We start from the raw sequence: 22,262 nt of genomic DNA, 5'->3' as shown, positions 1-22,262 counted from the left end.
CTAGGCGCGGCACCCCGTCCGGCGCCGACAGGCCCGCCGCGGCCCCGCCGGGCTATAATCCGCCCAGCCAATGAAGGCCGCGGAGCTGGTGCTTGCCTGCTTCTTGCTGTTCGGGGCGTGCCTGGTCTGGCCCCTGCTCTCCATCGCCAACCGACCCGTGTTGATCCTGGGCGTTCCCGCCCTGGTGGTCTACCTGTTCGCCGTCTGGGCGGCCATCGTAGCGGTGCTTATCGCCCTGGCCCGGCTCGTCCGGCCGCCGGAGAACGGGGCGTGAGCGGCCTGTCGCCCACCTCGCTGCTCAGCGTCGTTCTCGGCTACCTGGCCTTCCTCTTCCTGGTCGCCTCGGTGTCCGAGGCCTTCGCCTCGCGTCTCGGTCGGGGCCGGGTGCAGACGCTCACCTACGTGCTCGCCGCGTCGGTCTACTGCACGGCGTGGACCTTCTACGGCAGCGTCGGCCTCGCGGCGAACCGCGGGCTCGAGTTCCTCACCATCTATCTCGGGCCGGCCTGCGTGGCCCTGCTGTGGCCGGTGCTCCTCCGCAAGCTCGTGCGCGTCTCGAAGGAGCAGCGCATCACCTCGGTCTCCGACTTCATCTCGAGCCGCTACGGCAAGTCCGCCTCGCTCGGCACCCTGGTGGCGGTGCTGGTGGTGTGCGGCATGATCCCGTACATCGCGCTGCAGCTGAAGGCGGTGTCGGCGTCGTTCCGCATGATCTTGCGCGAGGAGTCGGTGCTGGAGGTGTTCGACCCGACCCTGGTGGTGGCGGTGACCCTCGCCCTCTTCGGCATCCTGTTCGGCGCCCGCAATCTCGACTTCACCAAGCGGCAGACCGGGCTGATGACCGCGGTAGCGGTGGAGTCGGTCGTGAAGCTGGCCGCGTTCCTCCTGGTCGGCGTGTACGTGACCTGGGGTCTCTTCGGCGGCTTCGCCGACATCTTCGGCCGGGCCGCCCAGCATTCGGACTGGATGCAGCTGCTGACCCTGGACCGGCCGGCCACCGCGTCCTACGCGCGATGGGCCGCGATGCTGCTGATCTCGATGCTCGCGGTCATGTTCCTGCCGCGCCAGTTCCACGTGCTGGTGGTGCAGAACTCGCGCGAGCGCGACGTCAACGCGGTGTCGTGGTCCTTCCCGCTCTACCTGCTCCTGATCAACGTCTTCGTGCTGCCCATCGCCTTCGCGGGCCTGCTCGTGTTCCCGGAGGCGGGCGGCGGGGCGGACGGCTTCATCCTGCGGCTGCCCCTCTTCTTCAACAACCAGCTCATCTCGGTGATCGTGTTCCTCGGCGGCTTCTCGGCCGCCACCGCCATGATCGTGGTGGATTCGCTGGCCCTGTCGAAGATGATCACCAACGACATCATCCTCCCGATCCTGCTGCGGCGACGGCGCATGGAGGACATCTACTGGATCACGCTCTTCTACACCCGCCTCGCCATGCTGGCGGTGGTAGCCCTGGGCTTCGCCTGGGCCCGCATGGAGCACGGGCAGCTCCTGCTCGTGGAGATGGGCCTGCTCTCGTTCATCGCGGTGGCCCAGTGCGGCCCCGCGATCCTGCTCGGGCTGTACTGGCGGCGCGGCAATCGCAAGGGCGCCTTCGCGGGGATCTCGTCGGGCTTCTTCGTGTGGTTCTACACCCTCATCATCCCGGCCCTCGGCAAGGAGAACGTGTTCGCCAAAGCCTTCCTGGCCAACGGCCCCTTCGGCTTCAGCCCGCTGCGGCCCACCGCCTTCCTCGGGCTCCAGGGCCTCGACAACATCAGCCACGGGGTCTTCTGGTCCTTCTTCTTCAACGTGGGACTCTTCATCGTCGTCTCGCTGCTCACCGAGCAGGACGTCGACGATCGGGCTCAGGCCGCCGCCTTCGTGGGGGCCGCGGGCGAGGACCGGCCGGCGCCCGGCCCCCCCGCGATCCTGTCCGCCAGCGAGATCGAGCGTCTCGTCCATCACTACGTGGGCGACGAGGACGCCGAGGCCATCGTGCGCGAGCTGTTCGGGGCCAAGGCGCCCGCCGACCTGTCGGTCCCGGAGCTGCTCGAGATGCGCATCCGCTTCGAGCGCCTCCTCGCCGCCTCTCTCGGAGCGGCCGCGGCGCGGATGATCGTGGAAGATCACTTCACGATCTCGAAGGAGGAGGCCGAGCAGCTGGTCACCTCGTTCCAGCGAATGCAGGAATCGCTGCGGGTCAGCGAGGAGGAGGTCAAGCGGGGCGAGCGGCTGCTCGCCTCGGTGGTGGAGAGCGTGGACGACTGCATCTTCACCGCCGACACCACCGGCCGTCTGGTGACCATGAATCCGGCCGGCCGCCGGCTGCTGGGCTACGCGACGTGGGAGGTGAGCGGGCTCCGGTATCGCGATCTGCTCGGTGCCTCCGAGCGCGGCGGCGCCACAGCCATCGTGGCCGCGCTGGAGGCCGGACGTGGGTGGAGCGGGCAGGTGACGGGACGGACCGCGCGCGGGGAGGCGTTCCCGGCCCACCTGGCCATGACCACCCTGTTCGACGACCGCGGCCAGCGCATGGGCACGGTCGGCGTGCTCCACGACCTGACCGAGCAGGTGGAGACGCAGCGGCGGCTCATCCAGCGGGAGAAGCTGGCCTCGCTCGGCGAGATGGCCGCGGGCGTCGCCCACGAGATCCGCAACCCGCTCGGGGGGATCAAGATGGCGACCAACCTGCTGTCGTCGGCGGAGGTCGACGGCAGCCCGCTGTCCCAGGAGATGGCCCGCTCCATCCTGTCCGGCATCTCGGAGATCGAGGGCATCATCAACAACCTCCTCGACTGGACGCGGGACGCGCGGCTCGAGCGCAACGAGTACGAGCTGCACCGCATCCTCGACCCGGTGGTGGAGGCGGTGGCGGCCGAGGGGCGGGCGCGGGGCGTGCACGTCGGCTACGGACGGCTGGCCCGCGAGACGGTGGCCGCGGTCGACGGCCAGAAGCTCCGCCAGGTCTTCACCAACGTGATGAAGAACGCGGTGGAGGCCATCGACCCACGGCGCGGAACCGGGCGGGTCACGGTGGATCTCTTCGTCGAAGGCGAGCGGGCGGTGGTCGAGGTGAGCGACGACGGCGTGGGAATCGCGACCGAGGATCGAGACAAGATCTTCCTCCCCTTCTTCACCACCAAGCCGGCGGGCACCGGCCTCGGCATGTCGATCGTGAAGAAGATCGTGGATCTCCACGGGGGCGACATCGCGATCGAGAGTGCCCCCGGCCGCGGTACCCGAGTCCGGATCTCACTGCCGGCGGTGGCCACGCCCCTGCCGATGGCTGGAGGCACATCATGAAGCGACGTCTCCTGCTGGTCGAGGACGACGAGGTCTTCCTGCGCCCGCTGCACCGCACCCTCGAGCTGAAGGGCTACGAGGTGGTACCGGTGCAGAGCGCGGAGGAGGCCCTCGAGTCCCTCAAGACCGAGGACGTGGACCTGGTGCTCACCGACCGCCGCCTGCCCGGCATGGACGGGGTGGAGCTGGTGCGGCGCATCAAGACGGACCACCCCGACCTCGCGGTGGTGGTGATGACGGCCTACGGCACCATCGAGTCGGCGGTGGAGGCGATGCGGCTGGGGGCCGAGGACTACCTGGTGAAGCCCTTCGAGGCCGCCGAGCTGCTGCTGGTGATCCGGCGGGCGATCGAGTTCCAGGAGCTGAAGTCGGCGAATCGCCGCACGATCCGTCGCAACCAGGAGCGGTTTACCTTCAGCAACATCGTGGCGGCCAGCGCGAGCATGCAGGTGATCTTCGACCTGCTCCGCTCGGTGGTGGACCTCGACACCACCGTGCTGATCCAGGGGGAGACCGGAACCGGCAAGGAGCTGCTCGCGCGCTCGATCCACTTCTCGGGCGCGCGGCGGGATCGGCCCTTCGTGCCGGTCAACTGCGCGGCGATACCCGCGGAGCTGTTCGAGTCGGAGCTGTTCGGCTCGCGGCGGGGCGCCTTCACCGGCGCGGTGGAGCACCGGCGCGGCCACTTCCAGATGGCCAACGGCGGCACCCTGCTGCTCGACGAGATCGGAGAGATGCCGCTGAATCTCCAGTCGAAGCTGCTGCGGGCCATCGAGGAGCGGAAGGTGACGTCGGTCGGTGCGGATCGGCCGGTGGACATCGACGTGCGCTTCATCGCCACCACCAACAAGGACCTGCCGGCCGAGGTCGAGCGCGGGGCCTTCCGGCGCGATCTCTTCTATCGGCTCTCGGTGATGCCGGTCCGGGTCCCCGCGCTCCGCGAGCGCCAGGAGGACATTCCGCTCCTCGCGCGGCACTTCGTCGAGCAGGGCTGCCGTCGCCTCAAGAAGACGGCCCGCGAGATCTCGGCCGAGAGTCTGGGCGCCCTGATGCGCTACCCGTGGCCCGGCAACGTGCGCGAGCTGGAGAACGTCATCGAGCGGGCGGTGATCGTGTCCCAGGGCGATACGCTGTCGGACGTCGAGCGCTTCCTCGCCCCGACCGGCGCCCAGGCGCCGGTCGATCTCTCGCTGCCGTTCCGCGACGCCAAGGCCCGGGTGGTCGAGGATTTCGAGCGCGCCTACATCGAGGGCTTGCTCAAGAGCCACGGGGGCAAGCTCACCGCGGCGGCCAAGCACGCGGACATGGATCCCAAGAACTTCTCGGACAAGATGCAGCGCTACGGCCTGCGCCGGTCGCCGCCGTCCGAGCCGTCCGCCTAGCCACCGGCTAGAAGAAGAGTAGCGTCACCGCGACGAACAGCGGGAGCAGCACCGCACCGCTGTAGGCCATGTAGCCGAGGAAGCTCGGCATGCGGACGCCCGCCTCTTCCGCGATGGCCTTGACCATGAAGTTGGGGGCGTTGCCGATGTAGGTGTTGGCTCCCATCGCCACCGCGCCCACGCTGATGGCGGCCAGGATCGACTCCGGCACTCCCACCACCGTCGGGGGCAGGCCGAGGCCCTGGGCCAGCGCCAGGAACGCGAGGTAGGTCGGGGCGTTGTCGAGGAACGACGACAGTACGCCGGCGGCCCAGAAGAACTGCCACGGCTCGTGCACGCCCAGCTCCCCGCCTCGCCGGTGGAGCAGCTCGAGCGCCGGCATCATGGTGACGAAGATGCCGAGGAAGAGCACCGCCACCTCGACCATCGGGTGGCCGGTGAAGCGGTTGGCCCGCCGGATCTCGCGCGGAGTCCGCCAGAGCGACAGGCCGGCCAGGACCACGAGGACGATCTCGCGCACCGGAGCGCGCAGGAAGACCACCGCGGCCACGACGCCGATGAGCCAGAGCACGTTCTGCGCGCCGCGGAGCGAGAGGGGCTCGATCCGGACCCGGTCGTGGCGGCGACTCGTCTCGGTCTCTCGCGCGTACTCGATCGAATCCCAGACGAAGTACACGGCGAGCAGCGCGCCGGTCATGACGAGCCAGGGAAGCCAGAGGCCGAAGGTCCAGGTGAAGGGCACGCCGGCCAGGTACCCGAGGAAGAGCGGGGGATCGCCGAGCGGGGTCAGCAGGCCGCCGATGTTAGAGACCAGGAAGATGAAGAAGACCACGGTGTGGACCACGCGCGTGCGCTCGCGGTTGGTTTCCAGAACTGCCCGGATGAGCAGCATCGAGGCGCCGGTGGTGCCGACGACGGAGGCGAGCAGCGCGCCGGCGGCCAGGAAGGCGGTGTTGACGAGCGGCCGCGCCTCGAGATCGCCGCGGAGAAGCACGCCGCCGGTGATGACGTAGAGCGATCCCAGGAGCACGATGAAGGAGACGTAGTCGCTCGCGGTGTGCACGAGCACGGCGGGCTCCCGCAACAGGTACAACACGAAGACCGGGGCGGCGAGCGCGGCGGCCACCCGCAGCTTGTTCCGGTTGGAGTCCCACCAGCGCGGCCGCGCGAGCGGGAGCGCGGCGATGGCGACGAGCATGGCCACGAAGGGAGCCACGCTGTAGAGCGGAAGCGGCGCGGGCATCGCGGCGAGGATACTCCCTTGAAGTTGGCGGACGGATGGTTTAGAAGTGAGGCGGCGCGCCGTGGCGCCGATCTCACCCCACAACGAGGTTCCTCATGGCCAGCGAGACCAAAGGCAGCAGCGCCGTGGAAGCCCTCCTCAGAGAGAAGCGGAAATTTCCGCCGCCCAAGGAGTTCGCCAGGTACGCCAACGCCAACCGCGCCTCGATCTACAAGGACGCGGCGAAGAATCCCACCCGGTTCTGGGAGCGGTTCGCGAAGGAGCTGGACTGGTTCAAGCCGTGGAAGACGGTGCTGCAGTGGAAGCCGCCCTACGCGAAATGGTTCGTGGGGGGCAAGCTGAATGTCTCCTACAACTGCCTCGATCGCCACGTGGCCACGCCTCGCAAGACCAAGGCGGCCATCATCTGGGAAGGGGAGCCCGGCGACACGCGGGTGCTCACCTACTGGGATCTGTATCGCGAGGTCAACCGCTTCGCGGCCGCCCTGAAGCGGAACGGAGTGAAGAAGGGCGACCGCGTCACCATCTACATGCCGATGGTGCCGGAGCTGCCGATCGCGATGCTCGCCTGCGCGCGCATCGGCGCCCCCCACAGCGTGGTGTTCGGCGGATTCGCCCCCGAGGCGCTGCGCGATCGCATCCACGACGCGGAGTCCCGCGTGCTCATCACCGCCGACGGCGGGTTCCGGCGCGGCGGCACGGTGGCGCTCAAGAAGAACGCGGACGACGCCCTCCGCGAGTGCCCCGAGGTCAAGACGGTGGTCGTGCTCAAGCGGACCGGCCAGGACATCAACATGCAGGCGGGCCGCGACGTGTGGTGGGACGACTTCGTCAAGGGCGCCCCCGCCTACTGCGCGCCGGAGAAGATGGACTCCGAGGACATGCTGTACCTGCTCTACACCTCGGGGTCCACCGGCAAGCCCAAGGGCATCGTGCACACCACCGGCGGCTACCTCACCGGGGTCTACGCGACCACCAAGTGGGTGTTCGACCTGCACGACACCGACGTGTACTGGTGCACCGCGGACATCGGCTGGGTCACCGGACACTCGTACATCGTCTACGGGCCGCTCGCCAACGGCACCACCACCGTGATGTACGAGGGCACGCCGGACTATCCGGACAAGGATCGGTTCTGGCGCGTCGTCGAGAAGTACGGCGTGACCATCTGCTACACCGCGCCCACCGCGATCCGCACCTTCATGCGGTGGGGCGAGGAGTACCCGCGCCGGTGCGATCTCTCGAGCCTGCGCCTGCTCGGCTCGGTCGGCGAGCCGATCAATCCGGAAGCCTGGGTCTGGTACTGGAAGGTCATCGGCGGCGGGCGCTGCCCGGTCGTGGATACGTGGTGGCAGACCGAGACCGGCCACATTATGATCACGCCGCTTCCCGGGGTGACCACGCTCAAGCCCGGCTCGGCCACCCGTCCGTTCCCCGGCGTCGAAGCCGACGTGGTCAACGACCGTGGCGAGTCGGCTCGGGCCGGTTACCTCGTGCTCAAGAAGCCGTGGCCGGGCATGCTGCGCGGCATCTACCGCGACCCGCAGCGCTTCCAGGCGCAGTACTGGAGCAAGTACCCGGGCATCTACTTCACCGGCGACGGCGCCAAGCTCGACGAGGAAAGCTACTTCTGGCTACTGGGCCGCGTGGACGACGTAATGAACATCTCCGGGCACCGCGTCTCCACCATGGAAGTGGAGTCGGCGCTGGTCGATCATCCTCACGTGGCCGAGGCGGCGGTTATCGGACGGCCGCACGAGATCAAGGGACAGGCCATCGCCGCCTTCGTCACGATCAAGGACGGCACGCCGCAGAGCAAGGAGCTGATGGAGGAGATCAAGGGGCACGTGGCCAAGAAGATCGGCGCGCTGGCGCGGCCGGACGACCTGATCTTCGCCTCCGACCTGCCCAAGACGCGCTCGGGCAAGATCATGCGCCGGCTGTTGCGGGACATCGCCGAGGGCAAGGCCCTGGGGGACACCACGACCCTGGCCGATCCCAACGTGGTTGCGACCCTCAAGGAGAAGTACGGCGAGGAGGAGTGACGCCCGGTCCCGAGTGGTGCGCCCGTTCGGCGCGATCATCTTCGGCCGGATCGGCGATCTCGTCGGCCGGAAGTACACCTTCCTCATCACCATCGTCTTCATGGGTATCTCGACCGTGCTGGTCGGGTTCTTGCCGACCTACGCGTCGATCGGCTTCGCGGCGCCCCTGATCCTCGTGGTGCTGCGGCTGGTGCAGGGACTGGCGCTCGGCGGTGAGTATGGGGGCGCCGCGACCTACGTGGCCGAGCACGCCCCGGACGACAAGCGGGGCTACGCCACCAGCTGGATCCAGACCACCGCGACGGTCGGCATGCTGCTCGCCCTGGTGGTCATCGGACTCTGCCGCGCGGCCATGGACGACGCCACCTTCAAGGCCTGGGCCTGGCGGATCCCGTTCTGGTTCTCGATCCCGCTGCTGCTGATCTCGATCTACATCCGGCTGAAGCTGAACGAATCGCCCATCTTCCGGCGCATGAAGGAGCAGGGGAAGGGCTCGAAGGCTCCGCTCACCGACAGCTTCATGAAGTACCCGAACAACAAGTACGTGGCCCTCGCGCTCCTCGGCGCCACCGCCGGGCAGGGCGTGGTGTGGTACACGGGGCAGTTCTACGCCCTGTTCTTCATCCAGATCTATCTCAAGCTGGACTTCATCCAGACGTACACACTGATCGGCCTGTCCCTGGTGATCGGCACGCCGTTCTTCCTGTTCTTCGGGGCTCTGTCTGACCGGATCGGACGGAAGAAGATCATCCTGGCCGGCTGCCTGATCGCGGCGGTCACTTACTTCCCGCTCTTCAAGGGGCTGACCCACTACATCAACCCGGCGCTCGAGCGGTACCAGCAGGCGACCCAGATCTCGGTGGCGGCGAGCGATTGCAACTTCCATATCTTCCTCGGCCCCTGGTCGCGGCAAACCGCCTGTGACCGGGCCAAGGACTTCCTCGGCAAGGCGGGGCTGTCGTTCATCTCGGTGCCCGCCGAGGGTGGCAAGGAGGTCGTCACCCGGATCGGCAATGTCACGATCGAGGGCTGGGACCAGGCGAAGTTCTCGGCCGCCTTGAAGGAAACCGGGTATCCGCCCAAGGCCAACCTGGCCGAAGTCAACTGGGTGATGGCCGAGCTGCTCCTGGTGATCATGGTGATCTACGTCACGATGGTCTACGGGCCGATCGCCGCGTTCCTGGTCGAGCTGTTCCCGGCCCGCATCCGCTATACGTCCATGTCGCTGCCCTACCACATCGGCAACGGGTGGTTCGGCGGGATGCTGCCGCTGCTGGCCACCGCCATGGTGGCGTCGGCCGGCAACATCTATTACGGGCTCTGGTATCCCATCATCGTGGCGCTCATGACCTTCGTGATCGGCCTCCTCTTCGTCCGCGAGACCCGGCACGTGAGGATCCACGCCGAGCACTGAGCCACACCGAGCCGGGCCCGCGCCCGCGTCGTCGCCCGAAGCTTGGCGACGCCGGTGCGGGCCCGATGCTCATCGCGGTCTGACCGCTCCAGCCTGACCGTCCCGCGACTCGCGCCTCATCACGTCGCTCACCTCGCGCCAGCACGACGCCGTGGACGACGTCCAAAGGCACCTGACCCATTGACAGAGGCGCCTGACCACTGGTCTTCCACCCAGAATTGACACACGAGGTGCCGAAAATTTCCCACCTCCGGTGGGCAAATTGCCCGGAGACCGTCCAATCGACTCTGGACTCTTCTGAATATCCAAGGTTTTTGCTCGTCTCTGTCCAGTAAGTGCGAGGCACAGGCCTTGCACCCAGGACCGGCCAGCCGGGCGAGCCGGTTCACACGATCCGGAACCCAGGAGGGAGAGACGATGGACGAGATCAAGAAGCGCCTGGAGAGAGAACTCAGCCACACCATGCAGCGCATCCGGCACATGGGTGGAGTGATGACCTACGAGGATCTCGGCGCTGGTCGTGTGGACAACACGACTCCGGCCGACGAGGTTGACGTGATCCGCCTGAACGAGGACCGCGAGATGAGTTTTGCCACGCGGAGTCTGCTGGTCGAGCGTGCCAACAAGCTGGCCGAGGCTCTCGACCGGCTGCGGGGCGGTGAGTACGGCGTCTGCGAGGAGTGCGGCGAGGCCATCGCCCCCGCGCGGCTTCGCGCGATGCCGGAGGTCACCACCTGCGTGCGCTGCCAGGATCGTCTCGAGCGGATGCTGCCGCGCCTGGAGGCCGTGGGCGCCGGCGTGGAGACCGAGGAGAACGACGAAGAGTAGACGCCGAACCCTCTACCGGCCGAGCCGGGCGGACAGCACGCCCGGCCGGTCGGTGATGATGCCGCTGACCTTCCAGCTCACGAGCCGGTCCATCAGGGCCGGCTCGTTGACCGTCCAGACGTAGCATTCCAGCCCGGCCTCCCTGATCTTCGCCAGCAGACCCTCGGTCATCAGATCCTGACCTGGACAGATCGCGCTCGCGATCCCGGGCGCCAGTAGCGCGTCCGGCACCGGTGCCTTCTCCACCAGGACGCCCAGCCGGATCTCCCGACTGAGCGAGCGGGCGAGGGCGATGGCGTCGTGGTCGAACGACTGGACGAGGGCCCGGTCGACGACGTCGTAGATTTCCAACGTCGAGACCACGCGCTCCTCGATGCCCGGATAGACTCGTGAGCCCGCCTTGAGCTCCACCCAGAAGCGCGCGCGGTCCCGGAAGCGCTCGAGCACCTCCTGGAGGGTCTGGATGCGCTGGCCGAGGAACCGGCCGTCCCGCCAGCCGCCCGCGTCCAGGCGCTTGAGGTCTCGCACCCGCCGAGCGCTCACCGGACCCGACCCGTTGGTGGTGCGCTCGAGGGTGAAGTCGTGGATGACCACGGGATGGCCGTCGGCGGAGAGGTGGACGTCGAGCTCGATGCCGTCCGCGCCCTGCTCGAGGGCCAGCTCGAAGGCGGCGATCGTGTTCTCGGGCGCGTCGGCGGAGGCGCCCCGGTGCGCGATCACGAGCGGCCGTGTGCCCTCGCGCATTGTCGAGCTCAGGCGCCGCGTGGCATTATCGGGACGTGCCTACGCCGGTCGTCGACGCGCTCCGTCCGATGCTCTGGCTCGGAGCGCGGATCTACTTCCGCATCCACTTCCAGGGCGTCCAGCACATTCCTCCCTCGGGTCCGCTCCTCATCGTGTCCAACCACGTGACCTACGCCGATCCGGTGCTCGCGACGATTCCGGTGCGACGGCCGGTCCACTACATGGCCTGGAACGCGCTGTTCCGCATCCCCGGCTTTGCCTGGCTCATTCGCCGCTTGCGGGCCTTCCCGGTCGACATCGACGCGGCGGACGCCAGCGCCACCCGGACCGCGGTGCGGCTCCTCAACGCCGGCGAGGCGGTCATGATCTTTCCCGAGGCGGGACGGAGCCCGGACGGGCGCGTGCAGCGCTTCCGGCTCGGCGCGTTCCGACTGGCCTGCTCGCTCGGGGTGCCGATCATGCCGGTGACCATTATCGGGGCGCACGAGTCGTGGCCACCCGCGCGCCGGCTACCCCGACCGGGGCGCCTCACCATCATCTACCACCCGGTGGTCACTCCTCCGCCAGGCGCCGACGTCAAGCGCGCGGCCCGCGATCTCGCTCACCGCGTGCAGGCCATCGTGGCGTCGGCGCTGCCCGGGCACCAGCGGCCCGACACGGTGCCCGACGCGTCTGTCTGAACCGGCCGCATTATACGGGCGGTGGGCGGTATTTGGCGTCCTTCCCGCCGCGGTGTATTCTCTCCCGGCAATGGCACGTCGCGCCGCGCCCGCCATCCTCGTGCTGCACGGGCCCAACCTCAATCTCCTCGGAACGCGCGAACCCGCGGTGTATGGGCGAGTGACCCTGTCGGAAGTCAATCGCGCCGTGCAGCGGCACGCGGAGAGCCGCGGCGCCCGCGCGGTGTGCCGGCAGTCGAATCACGAGGGCGAGCTGGTGGACTGGGTTCAGTCGGCCGCGCGTGAGGGATTCCGGGGGATCGTCTTCAATCCGGGCGCGCTGTCGCACTACTCGATCGCCCTGCGCGACGCGGTCGCCTCGCAGCGGCTGCCCGTCGTCGAGGTGCATCTGTCGAACATCCACGCCCGCGAGGAGTTCCGGCATCGCTCGGTCGTGGCCGCGGCCGCGATGGGTCAGATCTCCGGGTTCGGCCCCGCCAGCTACCTGCTCGGCGTGGAGGCGCTGCTGGTCGGCGCTTCCGGGACGCCCCGCGGCCCGCGGGTCGGCTCGCGACGCCGGCCGTGAATGCGGGCGCCCTTCCTGCCGTCCAACTCGCGATCGAATAAGGGGCGCGAGAGCAGCGGGCGGATCCGGCCGAGCGGGCGGCGAGGCCGGTGGAGACCATGACCTCTCCCGACGCGCCATCTGGCCCCGCCGGCCCGGGCGAGCCTTCCGAGCCCGTCGAGATCGACGAGCCGGTGCTCATCCAGCGCTGCATCGCCGGAGACGCTTCGGCGTTCGAGCCCCTGGTCGAGAAGTACCGACAGCGCGTGTGGCGCCTGGCCTATCAGGTACTCCACGACCGCGAGGAGGCGTGGGACGTGGCCCAGGAAGCATTCGTACGTGCGTTTCATTCGCTGCCGTCGTTTCGCGGTCAGTCGGCCTTCTACACCTGGCTCTTCCGGATCACGGTCAACGTGGCCACCGATCGCCACCGCCAGCGCGGCGCGCAGGCCCGCGCGTTCGGCCCGGAGCGGGTCACCGAGGAAGAGTGGGCCCGCACGACACCGGACCCGGGCGGCGGGCCGGATCAGCAAGCCGCGCGGGCGGAGCAGCGAGCGCGCATCCGGCGGGCGCTCGATGCCTTGCCGCCCAAGGCACGAGCGATTATCATGCTCAGTGACGTCGAAGGCCTCTCGTACCGCGAGATCGCCGAGGTGCTGAACTGCCCGATCGGAACGGTCATGTCCAGGCTGCATAACGCGCGCAAACGGCTCAAGGGGCTGCTCGGGCCGATGCTCGCGGTGATCCTCTGCCTCGGGCTCACCATCGCGTGGGCCTCCGCGGCGCACGCCCAGCAGATCGTCCGTTTCGGGGTACGCATCCTCGAAGCCTCGACGCCCCGGGAAGGCCAATCCGCGCCAAAGGCCGTTCCCGCTCCCAAGCCCGACGCCGAGGCGGACGAGCGCCTTCGCAAGATCCTGCCGCGTCTGCACGCCCTGTTCCGCTACACCGACTACACGACCCTCGACCGCCAGCGGGTGGAAGGTCCTCTCGGCACCCAGCAGCGCTTCGCGGTACCCGGCGAGCGCTGGCTCGAGGTCACGCCGGACGAGCTTCACGGCACGTCCGTGCGCATGCGCGTGCGCTTGCTCCGAGGCGAGCAGCCCGAGATGAAGGCGGCGATCCTCGCCGCGCCCGGTGCGCCCGCGGTGCTGGGCGGGCCCGCCTATGGCAACGGCGTGCTCATCATCATCCTCTGGGCGAACCCGAACCCCTAGCCGGCCATGAGCGAGCAGCGGTACCGTCAGGAGCGCAGCCGCATCGAGCAGGGGCACGTCAAGTACCGCGACAAGCTCAAGGAGGAAGGCAAGCTCTTCGTTCGCGATCGCCTGAAGCTGCTCCTCGACCCGGGGACCGAATTCCAGGAAGACTTCCTCTTCGCGCGCAACCAGGAGCCGGACACGCCCGCCGACGGCGTGGTCACCGGGGTGGGGACGGTGGGCGGCCGCACCGTGGCGGTCATGGCCAACGACTACACGGTGAAGGCCGGATCGTGGGGCGAGAAGACGGTCCAGAAGATCGTGCGGATCCAGGAGCGGGCTCAGCGCCTGCAGGTCCCGCTCATCTACCTGGTCGACGCGGCGGGCGGGCGGATCTCGGAGCAGATCAAGATCTTCCCCGGCCGCTTCCACGCCGGCCGGATCTTCTACAACGAGGTGCAGCTGTCCGGCGTGGTCCCGCAGGTCTGCATCCTCTTCGGGCCGTCGCCGGCCGGCTCGGCCTATCTGCCCGCGCTGACCGACTGCGTGATCATGGTGGACGGCAAGGCCAGCCTGTACGTGGGATCTCCGCGAATGGTCGAGATGGCGATCGGCGAGAAGACGACCCTCGAGGATCTGGGCGGCGCCCGCATGCATTGCACGGTCTCGGGCTGCGGCGACGTGCTGGCCGCGTCCGACGAGGAGGCTATCGATCTCTGCCGTCGCTACCTCTCCTACCTGCCGGGCTCCTTCCGGGAGCGGCCGGCCGCGATCGAGGCACAGGCGTCCAAGCCCGGGCGGTCGATCGAGGAGATCGTTCCCTACGATCAGCGGAAGTGGTTCGACATGTACGAGGTCATCGATCGCGTGGTCGACGCGGGCTCCTTCTTCGAGATCAAGCGCCTCTTCGCCCAGGAGATCGTGGTGGGCTTCGCGCGGATCGGCGGTCGCGCGATGGGGATCGTGGCCAACCAGCCGAAGGTCAAGGGCGGCGTTCTGATGGTGGATTCCTCAGACAAGGCGGCGCGCTTCATCTCGCTGTGCAACGCCTACAACGTCCCGCTCGTGTACCTGGCCGACGTCTCCGGCTTCATGGTCGGCACCAAGGTCGAGCGAGCGGGCATCATCCGCCACGGCGCCAAGATGGTGTTCGCCACGTCGCAGGCCACCGTGCCGAAGATCTGCGTGGTGGTGCGAAAGTGCTACGGGGCGGGCCTTTACGCGATGTGCGGGCCCGCGTTCGAGCCCGACGCGGCGCTCGCCCTGCCCCAGGGGCAGGTGGCCATCATGGGGCCCGAGCCGGCGGTCAATGCGGTGTACTTCAACAAGATCATGGAGCTGCCGGAAGCCGCGCGCGCCGCCTACGTGCAGAAGAAGCGCGACGAGTACGCGCAGGACGTCGACATCTACAAGCTTGCGTCCGAGATGCTGGTGGACGGCATCGTCGGCGGCTCCGAGCTACGTGACGAGCTGATCAAGCGCTTGGCGTACGCGGAGTCCAAGCAGCTCGAGTTCCCGCTTCGACGCAATCCCGTCCAGCCCGTCTGAGCGGCGTGCCCGACGCCGCGGGGCCCCGATCATCGCCTCGTTGATCCTCGCGGTTCGCTTCCTGACCATCGTCCCGCTGCCGGGCCGTGAACGCGCCGACCGGTCTGCCCTCGGCCGGGCCGCCTGGTGGTTCCCGGTCGTGGGCCTGATGCTGGGCGTCGTGCTGATGGCCGCCGAGCGCGTCGTCCTCGCCCTCGCGCCGCCGCTGGTCGGCGCGACCCTGCTCGTGGCGGTCTGGAAGATCATGACGGGGGGCATCCATCTCGACGGCCTCGCCGACTGCCTCGACGGGCTCGCCGGTCCGGATGCGGCGCGCCGCCGCGCGATCATGCGGGACAGCCGGATCGGAGTGTTCGGCGCCGCCGGGCTCGGGCTGGCGCTCATCCTGTTCGTCGCGTCCCTTTCCGAGCTGCCCGCGCCGATTCGCGGTCGCGTGTTGCTTCTGGCTCCCGTCCTGGGGCGCGTGAGTCCGATGCTCGCGGCCGCGTGGCTGCGCCCCGCCACTCCGGGGCAGGGACTGGGCGGCGCGTTTGCCGCCGATCTGTCGGGCTGGGCCGGTCCCGTGTGCGCGGCGGCTGGCCTGGCGTCGGCGGCCTGGCTCCTGGGGCCGTGGGGCGCCGCCGTCGCGGCCGGCGCGCTCGGCCTGGCTTTGCTGGGGGCGCGATTCGCCGCCCGCCGCTTTGCGGGGATCACCGGCGACGTGCTGGGAGCGGTCGTGGAGGTGAGCGAGCTGGCTGCCCTGCTGCTCGCGGTCGTGGCGGCGCATCGGGGGCTGCTCTGACCGCGACCACGATCTGCCTGGTTCGCCACGGGAGCGTCGTCGGAGCGGAGACGCGTCGGTTCATCGGGCATCTCGACGTGCCGCTCTCGCCCCTCGGGGCGGCGCAGATCGCCGCGCTCGCCGCGCGCCTCAGCCGGGCTCGCTTCGATGCGATCTACTGCAGCGACCTGGTGCGCACGCGCCGAAGCGCCGAGATCCTCGCGGCGCCTCATCGACTCGCGCCGATCGCGGACCCCGCCTTGCGCGAGTTCGCGATGGGCGACTGGGACGGGATGACCGCCGAGGAGATTCGCGCCGTCGACCCGGTGGCCTTCAAAGCCTGGATGGCCGACGTGGGCCGCTTCCAGTTCCCCGGCGGTGAAAGCCTGCAGGATCTCGAGGCACGGGTGCTGCCCGCGTTCGAGGCCATCGTCGCCCGTCACCCGGGGACAACGGTGGCGGTTGTTGCGCACGGCGGAAGCAATCGCGCGATCCTCTGTCGCGCGCTCGGTCTGGGCCCGGAGCGGCTGCTGGCCCTCGGCCAGGACTACGCCGCGCTCTCGGTGATCGAGCGGGCCAGCGGGCGCTGGACACTGCGGCTGCTCAATCACTGCGAGCCCTGCGTGGAGGCGGTCGCCGTCGCGTAGGCCGTTTGGCGGCTGACGCTGCTTGTAGGTCGCCCGTCACGCCTTGTAGCTTCCCGTCGACGACCTCCAGATTGGCGCGCTGTCAGATCGCTAACAGTCCAGGTATTTCAAGTTGTTTTGCGACACGACGTCCCGAAGATCCTGGTCTCTCAGGGCTGGCATTTCACTTGCTTGATATCCGGCCGCGAGATTGGGAGGAACACGATGCACGTCTTGATCAAATGGAAGTTCAGCACCAGCCAGGCCGGCTTCACCTTGGCCGAGATCATGGTCGCCTGTGCCGTCATCTCGGTGGGCCTCGTCGCGGTGGCCACGGGCTTCGGCTACGGAGTCGACGGAGTCGAAGCCGGACGCCAGCAGAGCACCGCCGTCTTCCTCGCCGAGCAGCGGATCGAGCAAGCAAAGGGGCTCGCGATGCAGCAGACCGGTCTCGTGCAGCTGACGACCGCGAACCTGCCCGCGACCGAGGGCTACGGAACGATTGCCGGAGCGCCGCCGCGATACCGGCGGACCACGACGATCACCAACAATCCGGGCGGTCTTCAGGGCGCCCGCGTCGACGTGACCGTCTTCTATCGTCCCGTGACGGGGCGGGGAGTACTCACCACGGAGCGCTCGGTCTCACTCTCCATCTTCCTGGCGAACCGGTGATGCGAGGTGCCACGATGAACAGCCAGCGAGGCTACACCCTGGCCGAGATGATGGTGGTGTGCGCGGTCGTGGGACTGGTGATGGCGAGCCTGCTGGGGCTGGTCATGTCGGGCCAGCAGGCCTACTGGTTCGGCACCACTCAGGTGGACGGTCAGCAGGGCGCGCGAGTCGCGATCGAGCGCATGGTCAAGGAGATCCGCGAAGCCGGCTACGAGCCGGTGCCGCCCGAGACGGATCCCGGGTTGTGTCCGAATGCGACCAACTATCCCCTGTACGCGACGAGCGTCCCCTGCTACAAGTTCGTGCCGATCACCAGCCCGAGCGCGACCGCGCTGACGCTCCAATACAACTGGGATGGGTCGACCTGCGGGGTCCCGTGCACCCCGATCAACACCGCGGCCCTGGTCACTGATCCCATGACGTGCCCGACGGCCGGCTGCCGGGGCGAGCAGATCACCTACGCCCTGTCGGGCGGGAACCTGACGCGGCAGGAAAGCGTGGTGGACACAACGCCGCAGACCATCGCCTCCGGCATCACCGCCCTGACCTTCACGTACCTGGACGACACCAACACCGTCACCGCGTCGACCGAGCTGATCCGGGCCGTGCAGATCTCCGTGACGGTCCAGACCGCGACCCGCGGCGCTCAGGTGACCATGATCGATCGCGTTCGGCTGAGAAACCGATGAGCCAAGTCACACCGTGGAGGCGGGACCGATGAAGACGTGGCGGCTGTTACTGCTGGGCAACGAACGCGGGGTGGCGCTGCCCCTCGCGATGATCCTGCTGATGGTCCTGACGCTGCTCACCATCACGTTCATGACCCTGGGAGCGGTCGAGCCCCAGATCTCGCGCAACCTCTCGGACGGTGCGCGGGCGCGCCAGCTCGCGGAGAGCGGCATCGAGTGGGGCCTGAGCCAGCTGGCGGGCAAGGCGTTCGATGACTCGACGCTGCTGGGCAGCAGTCTCACCACGGGCGGCGTCAACTGCGGCACCGGCATCACCTGTAAGGTGCTCGTCACCGGTCAGACGCTTCCCGGTCTCACGTCGAGCGCCGGCACCTTCACGGTGACCCTCCGCAACGACCTGAACTCTCTCACCACGGATCAGGCGCTGATCGGCAGCGGCAATCCCCTCGATACCAGCACCTCGGTGGACAACAACAAGATCGTCATCCTGAAGTCGACGGGCAGCTTCAATGGGGCCAGCAAGACGATCACCGCGGTCGTGCAGCGCGGTAACCTGCCGATCAACGCGGCGGTGAGCCTGCCCGGTGTTCAGGGCGACACCTACACGGAGGAGCCGCCGTGCAGCGGTTGCTACAGCGTCGACGGGCGCGACTGGAAGGATAGCGATAGCGGCACCAGTCCGACCGGGACCGGCTCGCTGAAATATGCGATGACCGCCGCCACCAACGCGATCGAGACGATCGCCCAGAACGGCTTCGACAACCTGAACAAGCGCAACTATCTCCATGGCAAGACCGACGGTGACGGCTACGGGTCGAGCACCGACGGGTCGAACCTCACCGGGGCCACCGGCAATGGGCGCAACACCATCGCGAACGACTCGACGCTGACTCCGCAGCTCATCACCAAGTTCATGCAGAATCTGGCCTCGAATCCGTCGACCCAGATCCTCGAGAGCACCCAAGCGTGCCAGTATCCCGCGTCGGGGGGAGACCATGACAAGCCCGAAGGCATCAAGATGCAGAGCACGGGCACTCCCAATGTGGTGACGGTGACGAACAACTGCGGCGGGGCGCAGCAGATCAATCAGACGGTCAGCCTCGGCTCGTCGACCTCGCCCACGATGCTCTACGTCCGGGGCCAGTACGACCCCGACTCCCTGTTCCGCGGCCTCACCGTCGACGGCACCAACCCCATCACCGGCTACGGGATCCTGGTGGTCGAGGACTCCGACCTGGCCTTCTTCCAGACCGGCAACTTCCGCTGGAATGGCATCGTGCTGCTGACCGGCCGCAACAACTCCTCCGCGTTCCTCGGCAACAGCAACACCGAGATTCGGGGCGCCCTCATCGTCAACGAGACCAATCCGGGCGAGGTGAGCGGCTTCTCGGAGTTCTCGGTCAAGACGGAGGGCAACATGAAGATTCGATCGAGCAAGGAAAACATCGACCGCGCCCTCATGGCCCTCTACAACATGCGAGTCACCGCGTACCGCGAGCACTGATCGTGCGCCGCGTCCTCCTCGGCGCGGTCCTCTTCCTGGCGGCGTGCCAGCAGCCGCCCGCGCTCCCGCCCCCGGCCACCAGTGCACTCGCTCCCGCCGCGCAGATGCGCGCCGAGGGCGAGGCCCTGATGGCCGTGGGCCAGTACGCCGCCGCGGTCGAGAAGTTCCGACAGGCGATCGATCTCGAGCCCAATAGCGTGCCACTTCGCTTCGCGCTCGGGACGGCCTACTCCTTTTTGGACCGGCGCAGTGAGGCCGTGGCCCAGTTCCGGTGGGTCGTCGCGAATGCCGCGGCCGATTCGAACGAGCATCAGGAGGCGCGTCGCTGGCTCGTGCGCGTGGGCGCGATGGAGGAGGCTCCCGCCGCGGTCGCCATGGCCGACGTGAGCGCCGACGCGGCCCAGAAGCCCGATCCGGCCAGCCTGGGATGGATCACCGGCCAGACGGAGTGGCCGGGCGTGATTCCCACCGAGCACCGGGTCCGGCTCCGCATCTCGATGCTCGGGACCGACGACTCGACGCGCCCCGTCCAGCGGCGGGCCGAGATTCTCCTCGGAGAGAAGTTCGAGTTCAAGGACATTCCCGAGGGGCAGTATCGTCTCCTCGGGATCCATGATGACAAGATCATCTGGGAGCAGCGATTCACGGTGAGGGCGGGAAAGCAGACCGACCTGGCGCTGAATCAGGCCGCGAGCTCCGTGCCCGCCAAGACCTTCCCGCCGGCGCCCCGGCGGCAGTCGACCGCGCCTACCGCTTCAGAGTAAGCGCGCCGCCGCCCGTCATCGCGAGGGCCAACGAGGCGAGCAAGAGCACCAGGGGGTATTCATAGCCACCCTGGTGCGCCCAGAAGCCGTGCTTCAGGTGCACGAAGACGATGGCCCCGAGCATCACCGGCACGTTGGCGAGGGCCGCCCACCGCGGAAAGATGCCCAGTACGAGGCAAAGACCTCCAAGGCCGTGGGCCAGGATCAGGTACCAGGTGGCAATCTCGGGGAACGGGATTCCATTCTTCACCTGGTAGGCAACCATCCCCGACGGCCCGAAGATCGCGAGCGCCAGGTACGCGTGCATGGTGTAGACGAGACCCAGAACCACCCGCAGCAGCGTTACCCCGAAGCGCGCCATCGCGACCTTCCCTTCCTAGGGTTTCCGGAACAAGATCTCTCCCACAAACGACTCGGCGGACGACCGGGTGTCATTGGAATCGATCAGGACCGAGATCACACCGGCGTCCTCCGACGGGCTGTCGCCGTAGATCTTCTTGAAGTCCTCGAACACGTTGCGGCGCTCGGTGATCCACTTGCCCACATCGGACGGGCCGGACCTGACCACGACGTAGGTGACGGTTCCGGTTTTCTCACTCTTGAAGATCGCTCCGACCGGTGCGGTGGTGTCCCAGATATACGCGATGATGCGGGAGCGCACCGCGGTGGGGAAGCGAGGGAACACCACGTAGATCTGGGCTGCCTCGTCGTCGGTCGCGGATTTTCGGGCGTCGCCGCCGGCCGGTAGCTTGACCACCCGCCAGCTCCATTCGAGGATCTGCCAGGTCTTGACGTCGACCTTCACCTCCTTCGACACCGCGGAGCTGTCGCCGTCGCTCTTGAGGTGAAGGACCTTACGGCCGTCCACGGTCTCGATGCGGAAGTCATATTTCGGGCTGCCCCAACTCTGCCCCTTCCAGCCCTCGGGGATGCCGGTCTTACCCTCCGGCTGCGTGGACCAGTTTTCGACGGGGAGCGTGTCCGCCGCTCTCGCCGGCGTGATGAGGAAGGCGACCGCGAGCGCGGCCGCGGTCGAGAGCGAGACCAGGAGCCGGATCATTGGCCGGCTCAGTGTCTCACGCAGGGCCCGTGCTAGGGTAAAAACCTGATGCCGGACGTGCGGATCGACAAGTGGCTGTGGGCCGCCCGATTCTTCAAGAGCCGCACGCTCGCCGCGGCCGCGTGCAATGGCGGCAAGGTGGATGTCAACGGCGATGCGGCCAAGCCGTCGAAGGCAGTTCGCGCGGGCGATCTCCTGCAGGTGACGTTGCCGCGCGGGCGACGGATCGTGCGGGTGGCCGGCCTCGCGGAACGGCGAGGCAGCGGCAGCGAGGCGGCGCTCCTGTACGAGGACCTGACCCCGCCCCCGCCGCCGAGAGAAGAGCGGCCGGCTCCCCCGGCGTATCGGCCGCCGGGCTCCGGCCGTCCCACCAAGCGCGCCCGGCGCCGGATCGACCGCTTCTCTCGCTGGTAACCGCTTCTCAGGAGGGCATCAACGCGCGCGTCGGCTTGCGTTGATGCCGGCCCTCTGCTACGGTCGGGCCCGTCCACGGTGTCCGGGCGGCCCGCCGGGTGCGGGCCCCAGGGAAGGCGGTGCGAATCCGCCGCGACCCCGTCACTGTAATCGGGGACGAAACCCGCGATCGGCCACTGATCCGGCTCGAGCCGGATCGGGAAGGCGCGGGGAGTAGAGCGATCCGAGAGCCAGGAGACCTGCCCGGCGCCGCCACCCCGTGCCGGTCTTCGAGGGAGGACCCGGGTGACGGCCGTCCATCACTCGCACCTCGTGCTTGGAGGCGCGCGCAGCGGCAAGAGCCGCTACGCGCTCGACCAGGCTGGGCCGGCCGGCTTCGTCGCCTTCCTGGCCACCGCGCGCGCGCTCGACGCCGAGATGGCCGCGCGCATCGCCCGTCACCGGGCCGAGCGGCCCGCTCGCTGGAGCACGATCGAGGCGCCGCTCGAGGTGGGGGCCGAGTGCCGCCGCGCCGTGCGCTCGCACGAGCTCATCGTCATCGACTGCGTCACGATCTGGGTCGCGAACCTGATGGACCGTGGCGATGAGGACGTCGCGGTGCTCGCGGCCGCCGACGACCTCGTCAAGCTGATGCGGGAGCGCCTCGCGACCCTCGTGATCGTGTCCAACGAGGTCGGCAACGGCGTGCATCCACCGACCCCGCTCGGCCGTCGCTTCCGCGATCTCCTCGGCTCGGTGAATCAACGCCTGGCTGCCGCCGCCGACCGGGTCACCTTGATGGTCGCCGGCATCCCGGTGACCGTCAAAGACACTCCGCTGCCCTCGAGTCCCGATGCCCGCCCTCCCGAAGCTCCTTGATAT

At 68.4% G+C, this 22,262-nt stretch carries 21 protein-coding genes, 1 pseudogene and 1 riboswitch; of the genes and pseudogenes, 18 read left to right on the top strand and 4 right to left on the bottom strand.

Features of this window, described 5'->3' with window-relative positions:
- Positions 1 to 70: 70 nt before the first annotated feature.
- The 3 genes from VKN16_01700 to VKN16_01690 are packed head-to-tail and all read left to right on the top strand — an operon-like array spanning position 71 to position 4,667.
- Complete coding sequence (locus VKN16_01700) at positions 71 to 274, top strand: hypothetical protein (protein ID HME92915.1); 204 nt, start codon at positions 71 to 73, stop codon at positions 272 to 274.
- Positions 271 to 3,285, top strand: coding sequence for an ATP-binding protein (locus VKN16_01695; GenBank protein ID HME92914.1), 3,015 nt, complete (start codon positions 271 to 273; stop codon positions 3,283 to 3,285). The genes VKN16_01700 and VKN16_01695 overlap by 4 nt, the downstream gene beginning before the upstream one ends.
- Positions 3,282 to 4,667 (top strand): sigma-54 dependent transcriptional regulator, encoded by a 1,386-nt coding sequence (locus VKN16_01690; GenBank protein ID HME92913.1) that lies wholly within the window; start codon positions 3,282 to 3,284, stop codon positions 4,665 to 4,667. Before VKN16_01695 ends, VKN16_01690 begins: the two co-directional genes overlap by 4 nt.
- 7 nt (positions 4,668 to 4,674) lie before the next feature.
- Here the strand turns inward: VKN16_01690 and VKN16_01685 are convergent, their stop codons facing one another.
- A complete protein-coding gene (locus VKN16_01685; protein HME92912.1) occupies positions 4,675 to 5,910 on the bottom strand; it encodes a sodium:proton antiporter in 1,236 nt (411 codons plus the stop codon).
- Positions 5,911 to 6,005: 95 nt separating this feature from the next.
- On the opposite strand from VKN16_01685, the gene acs reads away from it, so the two are divergent.
- The 3 genes and pseudogenes from acs (at position 6,006) to VKN16_01670 (ending at position 10,197) form a co-directional block, all read left to right on the top strand.
- Positions 6,006 to 7,955: an acetate--CoA ligase gene (gene acs / locus VKN16_01680; GenBank protein HME92911.1), complete on the top strand. Its 1,950-nt coding sequence runs from the start codon at positions 6,006 to 6,008 to the stop codon at positions 7,953 to 7,955.
- A 16-nt stretch (positions 7,956 to 7,971) separates the two neighbouring features.
- Positions 7,972 to 9,369, top strand: a pseudogene (locus VKN16_01675) (MFS transporter).
- A gap of 417 nt (positions 9,370 to 9,786) precedes the next feature.
- Complete coding sequence (locus VKN16_01670) at positions 9,787 to 10,197, top strand: TraR/DksA C4-type zinc finger protein (GenBank protein ID HME92910.1); 411 nt, start codon at positions 9,787 to 9,789, stop codon at positions 10,195 to 10,197.
- 12 nt (positions 10,198 to 10,209) lie between these two features.
- On the opposite strand, the gene VKN16_01665 is transcribed toward VKN16_01670, so the two are convergent.
- On the bottom strand, positions 10,210 to 10,941 hold the full coding sequence (locus VKN16_01665; GenBank protein ID HME92909.1) for a glycerophosphodiester phosphodiesterase family protein: 732 nt from the start codon (positions 10,939 to 10,941) through the stop codon (positions 10,210 to 10,212).
- A 35-nt stretch (positions 10,942 to 10,976) separates the two neighbouring features.
- On the opposite strand from VKN16_01665, the gene VKN16_01660 reads away from it, so the two are divergent.
- From VKN16_01660 to VKN16_01615, 10 genes are all read left to right on the top strand, one after another.
- The gene (locus tag VKN16_01660) at positions 10,977 to 11,621 is read left to right on the top strand and encodes a lysophospholipid acyltransferase family protein (protein HME92908.1); all 645 of its coding nucleotides are present in this window, start codon (positions 10,977 to 10,979) and stop codon (positions 11,619 to 11,621) included.
- A gap of 70 nt (positions 11,622 to 11,691) precedes the next feature.
- The gene (aroQ, locus tag VKN16_01655; protein ID HME92907.1) at positions 11,692 to 12,186 is read left to right on the top strand and encodes a type II 3-dehydroquinate dehydratase; all 495 of its coding nucleotides are present in this window, start codon (positions 11,692 to 11,694) and stop codon (positions 12,184 to 12,186) included.
- Between the two features lie 98 nt (positions 12,187 to 12,284).
- Positions 12,285 to 13,382: a sigma-70 family RNA polymerase sigma factor gene (locus VKN16_01650; protein HME92906.1), complete on the top strand. Its 1,098-nt coding sequence runs from the start codon at positions 12,285 to 12,287 to the stop codon at positions 13,380 to 13,382.
- 6 nt (positions 13,383 to 13,388) lie between these two features.
- Positions 13,389 to 14,912, top strand: coding sequence for an acyl-CoA carboxylase subunit beta (locus VKN16_01645; GenBank protein HME92905.1), 1,524 nt, complete (start codon positions 13,389 to 13,391; stop codon positions 14,910 to 14,912).
- 40 nt (positions 14,913 to 14,952) lie between these two features.
- Positions 14,953 to 15,693 (top strand): adenosylcobinamide-GDP ribazoletransferase, encoded by a 741-nt coding sequence (cobS, locus tag VKN16_01640; protein HME92904.1) that lies wholly within the window; start codon positions 14,953 to 14,955, stop codon positions 15,691 to 15,693.
- A complete protein-coding gene (locus VKN16_01635) occupies positions 15,576 to 16,319 on the top strand; it encodes a histidine phosphatase family protein (protein ID HME92903.1) in 744 nt (247 codons plus the stop codon). Before cobS ends, VKN16_01635 begins: the two co-directional genes overlap by 118 nt.
- Before the next feature lie 204 nt (positions 16,320 to 16,523).
- On the top strand, positions 16,524 to 16,970 hold the full coding sequence (locus VKN16_01630; GenBank protein ID HME92902.1) for a prepilin-type N-terminal cleavage/methylation domain-containing protein: 447 nt from the start codon (positions 16,524 to 16,526) through the stop codon (positions 16,968 to 16,970).
- Positions 16,971 to 16,984: 14 nt separating this feature from the next.
- The gene (locus VKN16_01625) at positions 16,985 to 17,659 is read left to right on the top strand and encodes a prepilin-type N-terminal cleavage/methylation domain-containing protein (GenBank protein ID HME92901.1); all 675 of its coding nucleotides are present in this window, start codon (positions 16,985 to 16,987) and stop codon (positions 17,657 to 17,659) included.
- A 28-nt stretch (positions 17,660 to 17,687) separates the two neighbouring features.
- A complete protein-coding gene (locus VKN16_01620) occupies positions 17,688 to 19,163 on the top strand; it encodes a PilX N-terminal domain-containing pilus assembly protein (GenBank protein HME92900.1) in 1,476 nt (491 codons plus the stop codon).
- A gap of 2 nt (positions 19,164 to 19,165) precedes the next feature.
- Positions 19,166 to 19,927: a tetratricopeptide repeat protein gene (locus VKN16_01615; protein ID HME92899.1), complete on the top strand. Its 762-nt coding sequence runs from the start codon at positions 19,166 to 19,168 to the stop codon at positions 19,925 to 19,927.
- Here the strand turns inward: VKN16_01615 and VKN16_01610 are convergent.
- On the bottom strand, positions 19,911 to 20,288 hold the full coding sequence (locus tag VKN16_01610; protein ID HME92898.1) for a DoxX family protein: 378 nt from the start codon (positions 20,286 to 20,288) through the stop codon (positions 19,911 to 19,913). The genes VKN16_01615 and VKN16_01610 overlap by 17 nt on opposite strands.
- Before the next feature lie 15 nt (positions 20,289 to 20,303).
- Entirely contained in the window at positions 20,304 to 20,987 is a 684-nt protein-coding gene (locus VKN16_01605; protein HME92897.1) for a DUF3047 domain-containing protein, read from the bottom strand.
- 48 nt (positions 20,988 to 21,035) lie between these two features.
- Here VKN16_01605 and VKN16_01600 point away from each other — a divergent pair, with 48 nt between their 5' ends.
- The gene (locus VKN16_01600) at positions 21,036 to 21,401 is read left to right on the top strand and encodes an RNA-binding S4 domain-containing protein (protein ID HME92896.1); all 366 of its coding nucleotides are present in this window, start codon (positions 21,036 to 21,038) and stop codon (positions 21,399 to 21,401) included.
- Positions 21,402 to 21,510: 109 nt separating this feature from the next.
- A riboswitch (cobalamin riboswitch) is annotated at positions 21,511 to 21,642 on the top strand.
- 44 nt (positions 21,643 to 21,686) lie between these two features.
- Positions 21,687 to 22,259, top strand: coding sequence for a bifunctional adenosylcobinamide kinase/adenosylcobinamide-phosphate guanylyltransferase (gene cobU, locus VKN16_01595; GenBank protein ID HME92895.1), 573 nt, complete (start codon positions 21,687 to 21,689; stop codon positions 22,257 to 22,259).
- The last annotated feature ends 3 nt before the right edge of the window (positions 22,260 to 22,262 follow it).

It is taken from the genome of Candidatus Methylomirabilota bacterium, from assembly GCA_035315345.1.
Lineage (GTDB): Bacteria > Methylomirabilota > Methylomirabilia > Rokubacteriales > CSP1-6 > CAMLFJ01.
This window is presented reverse-complemented; position numbering and strand designations above follow the sequence as displayed.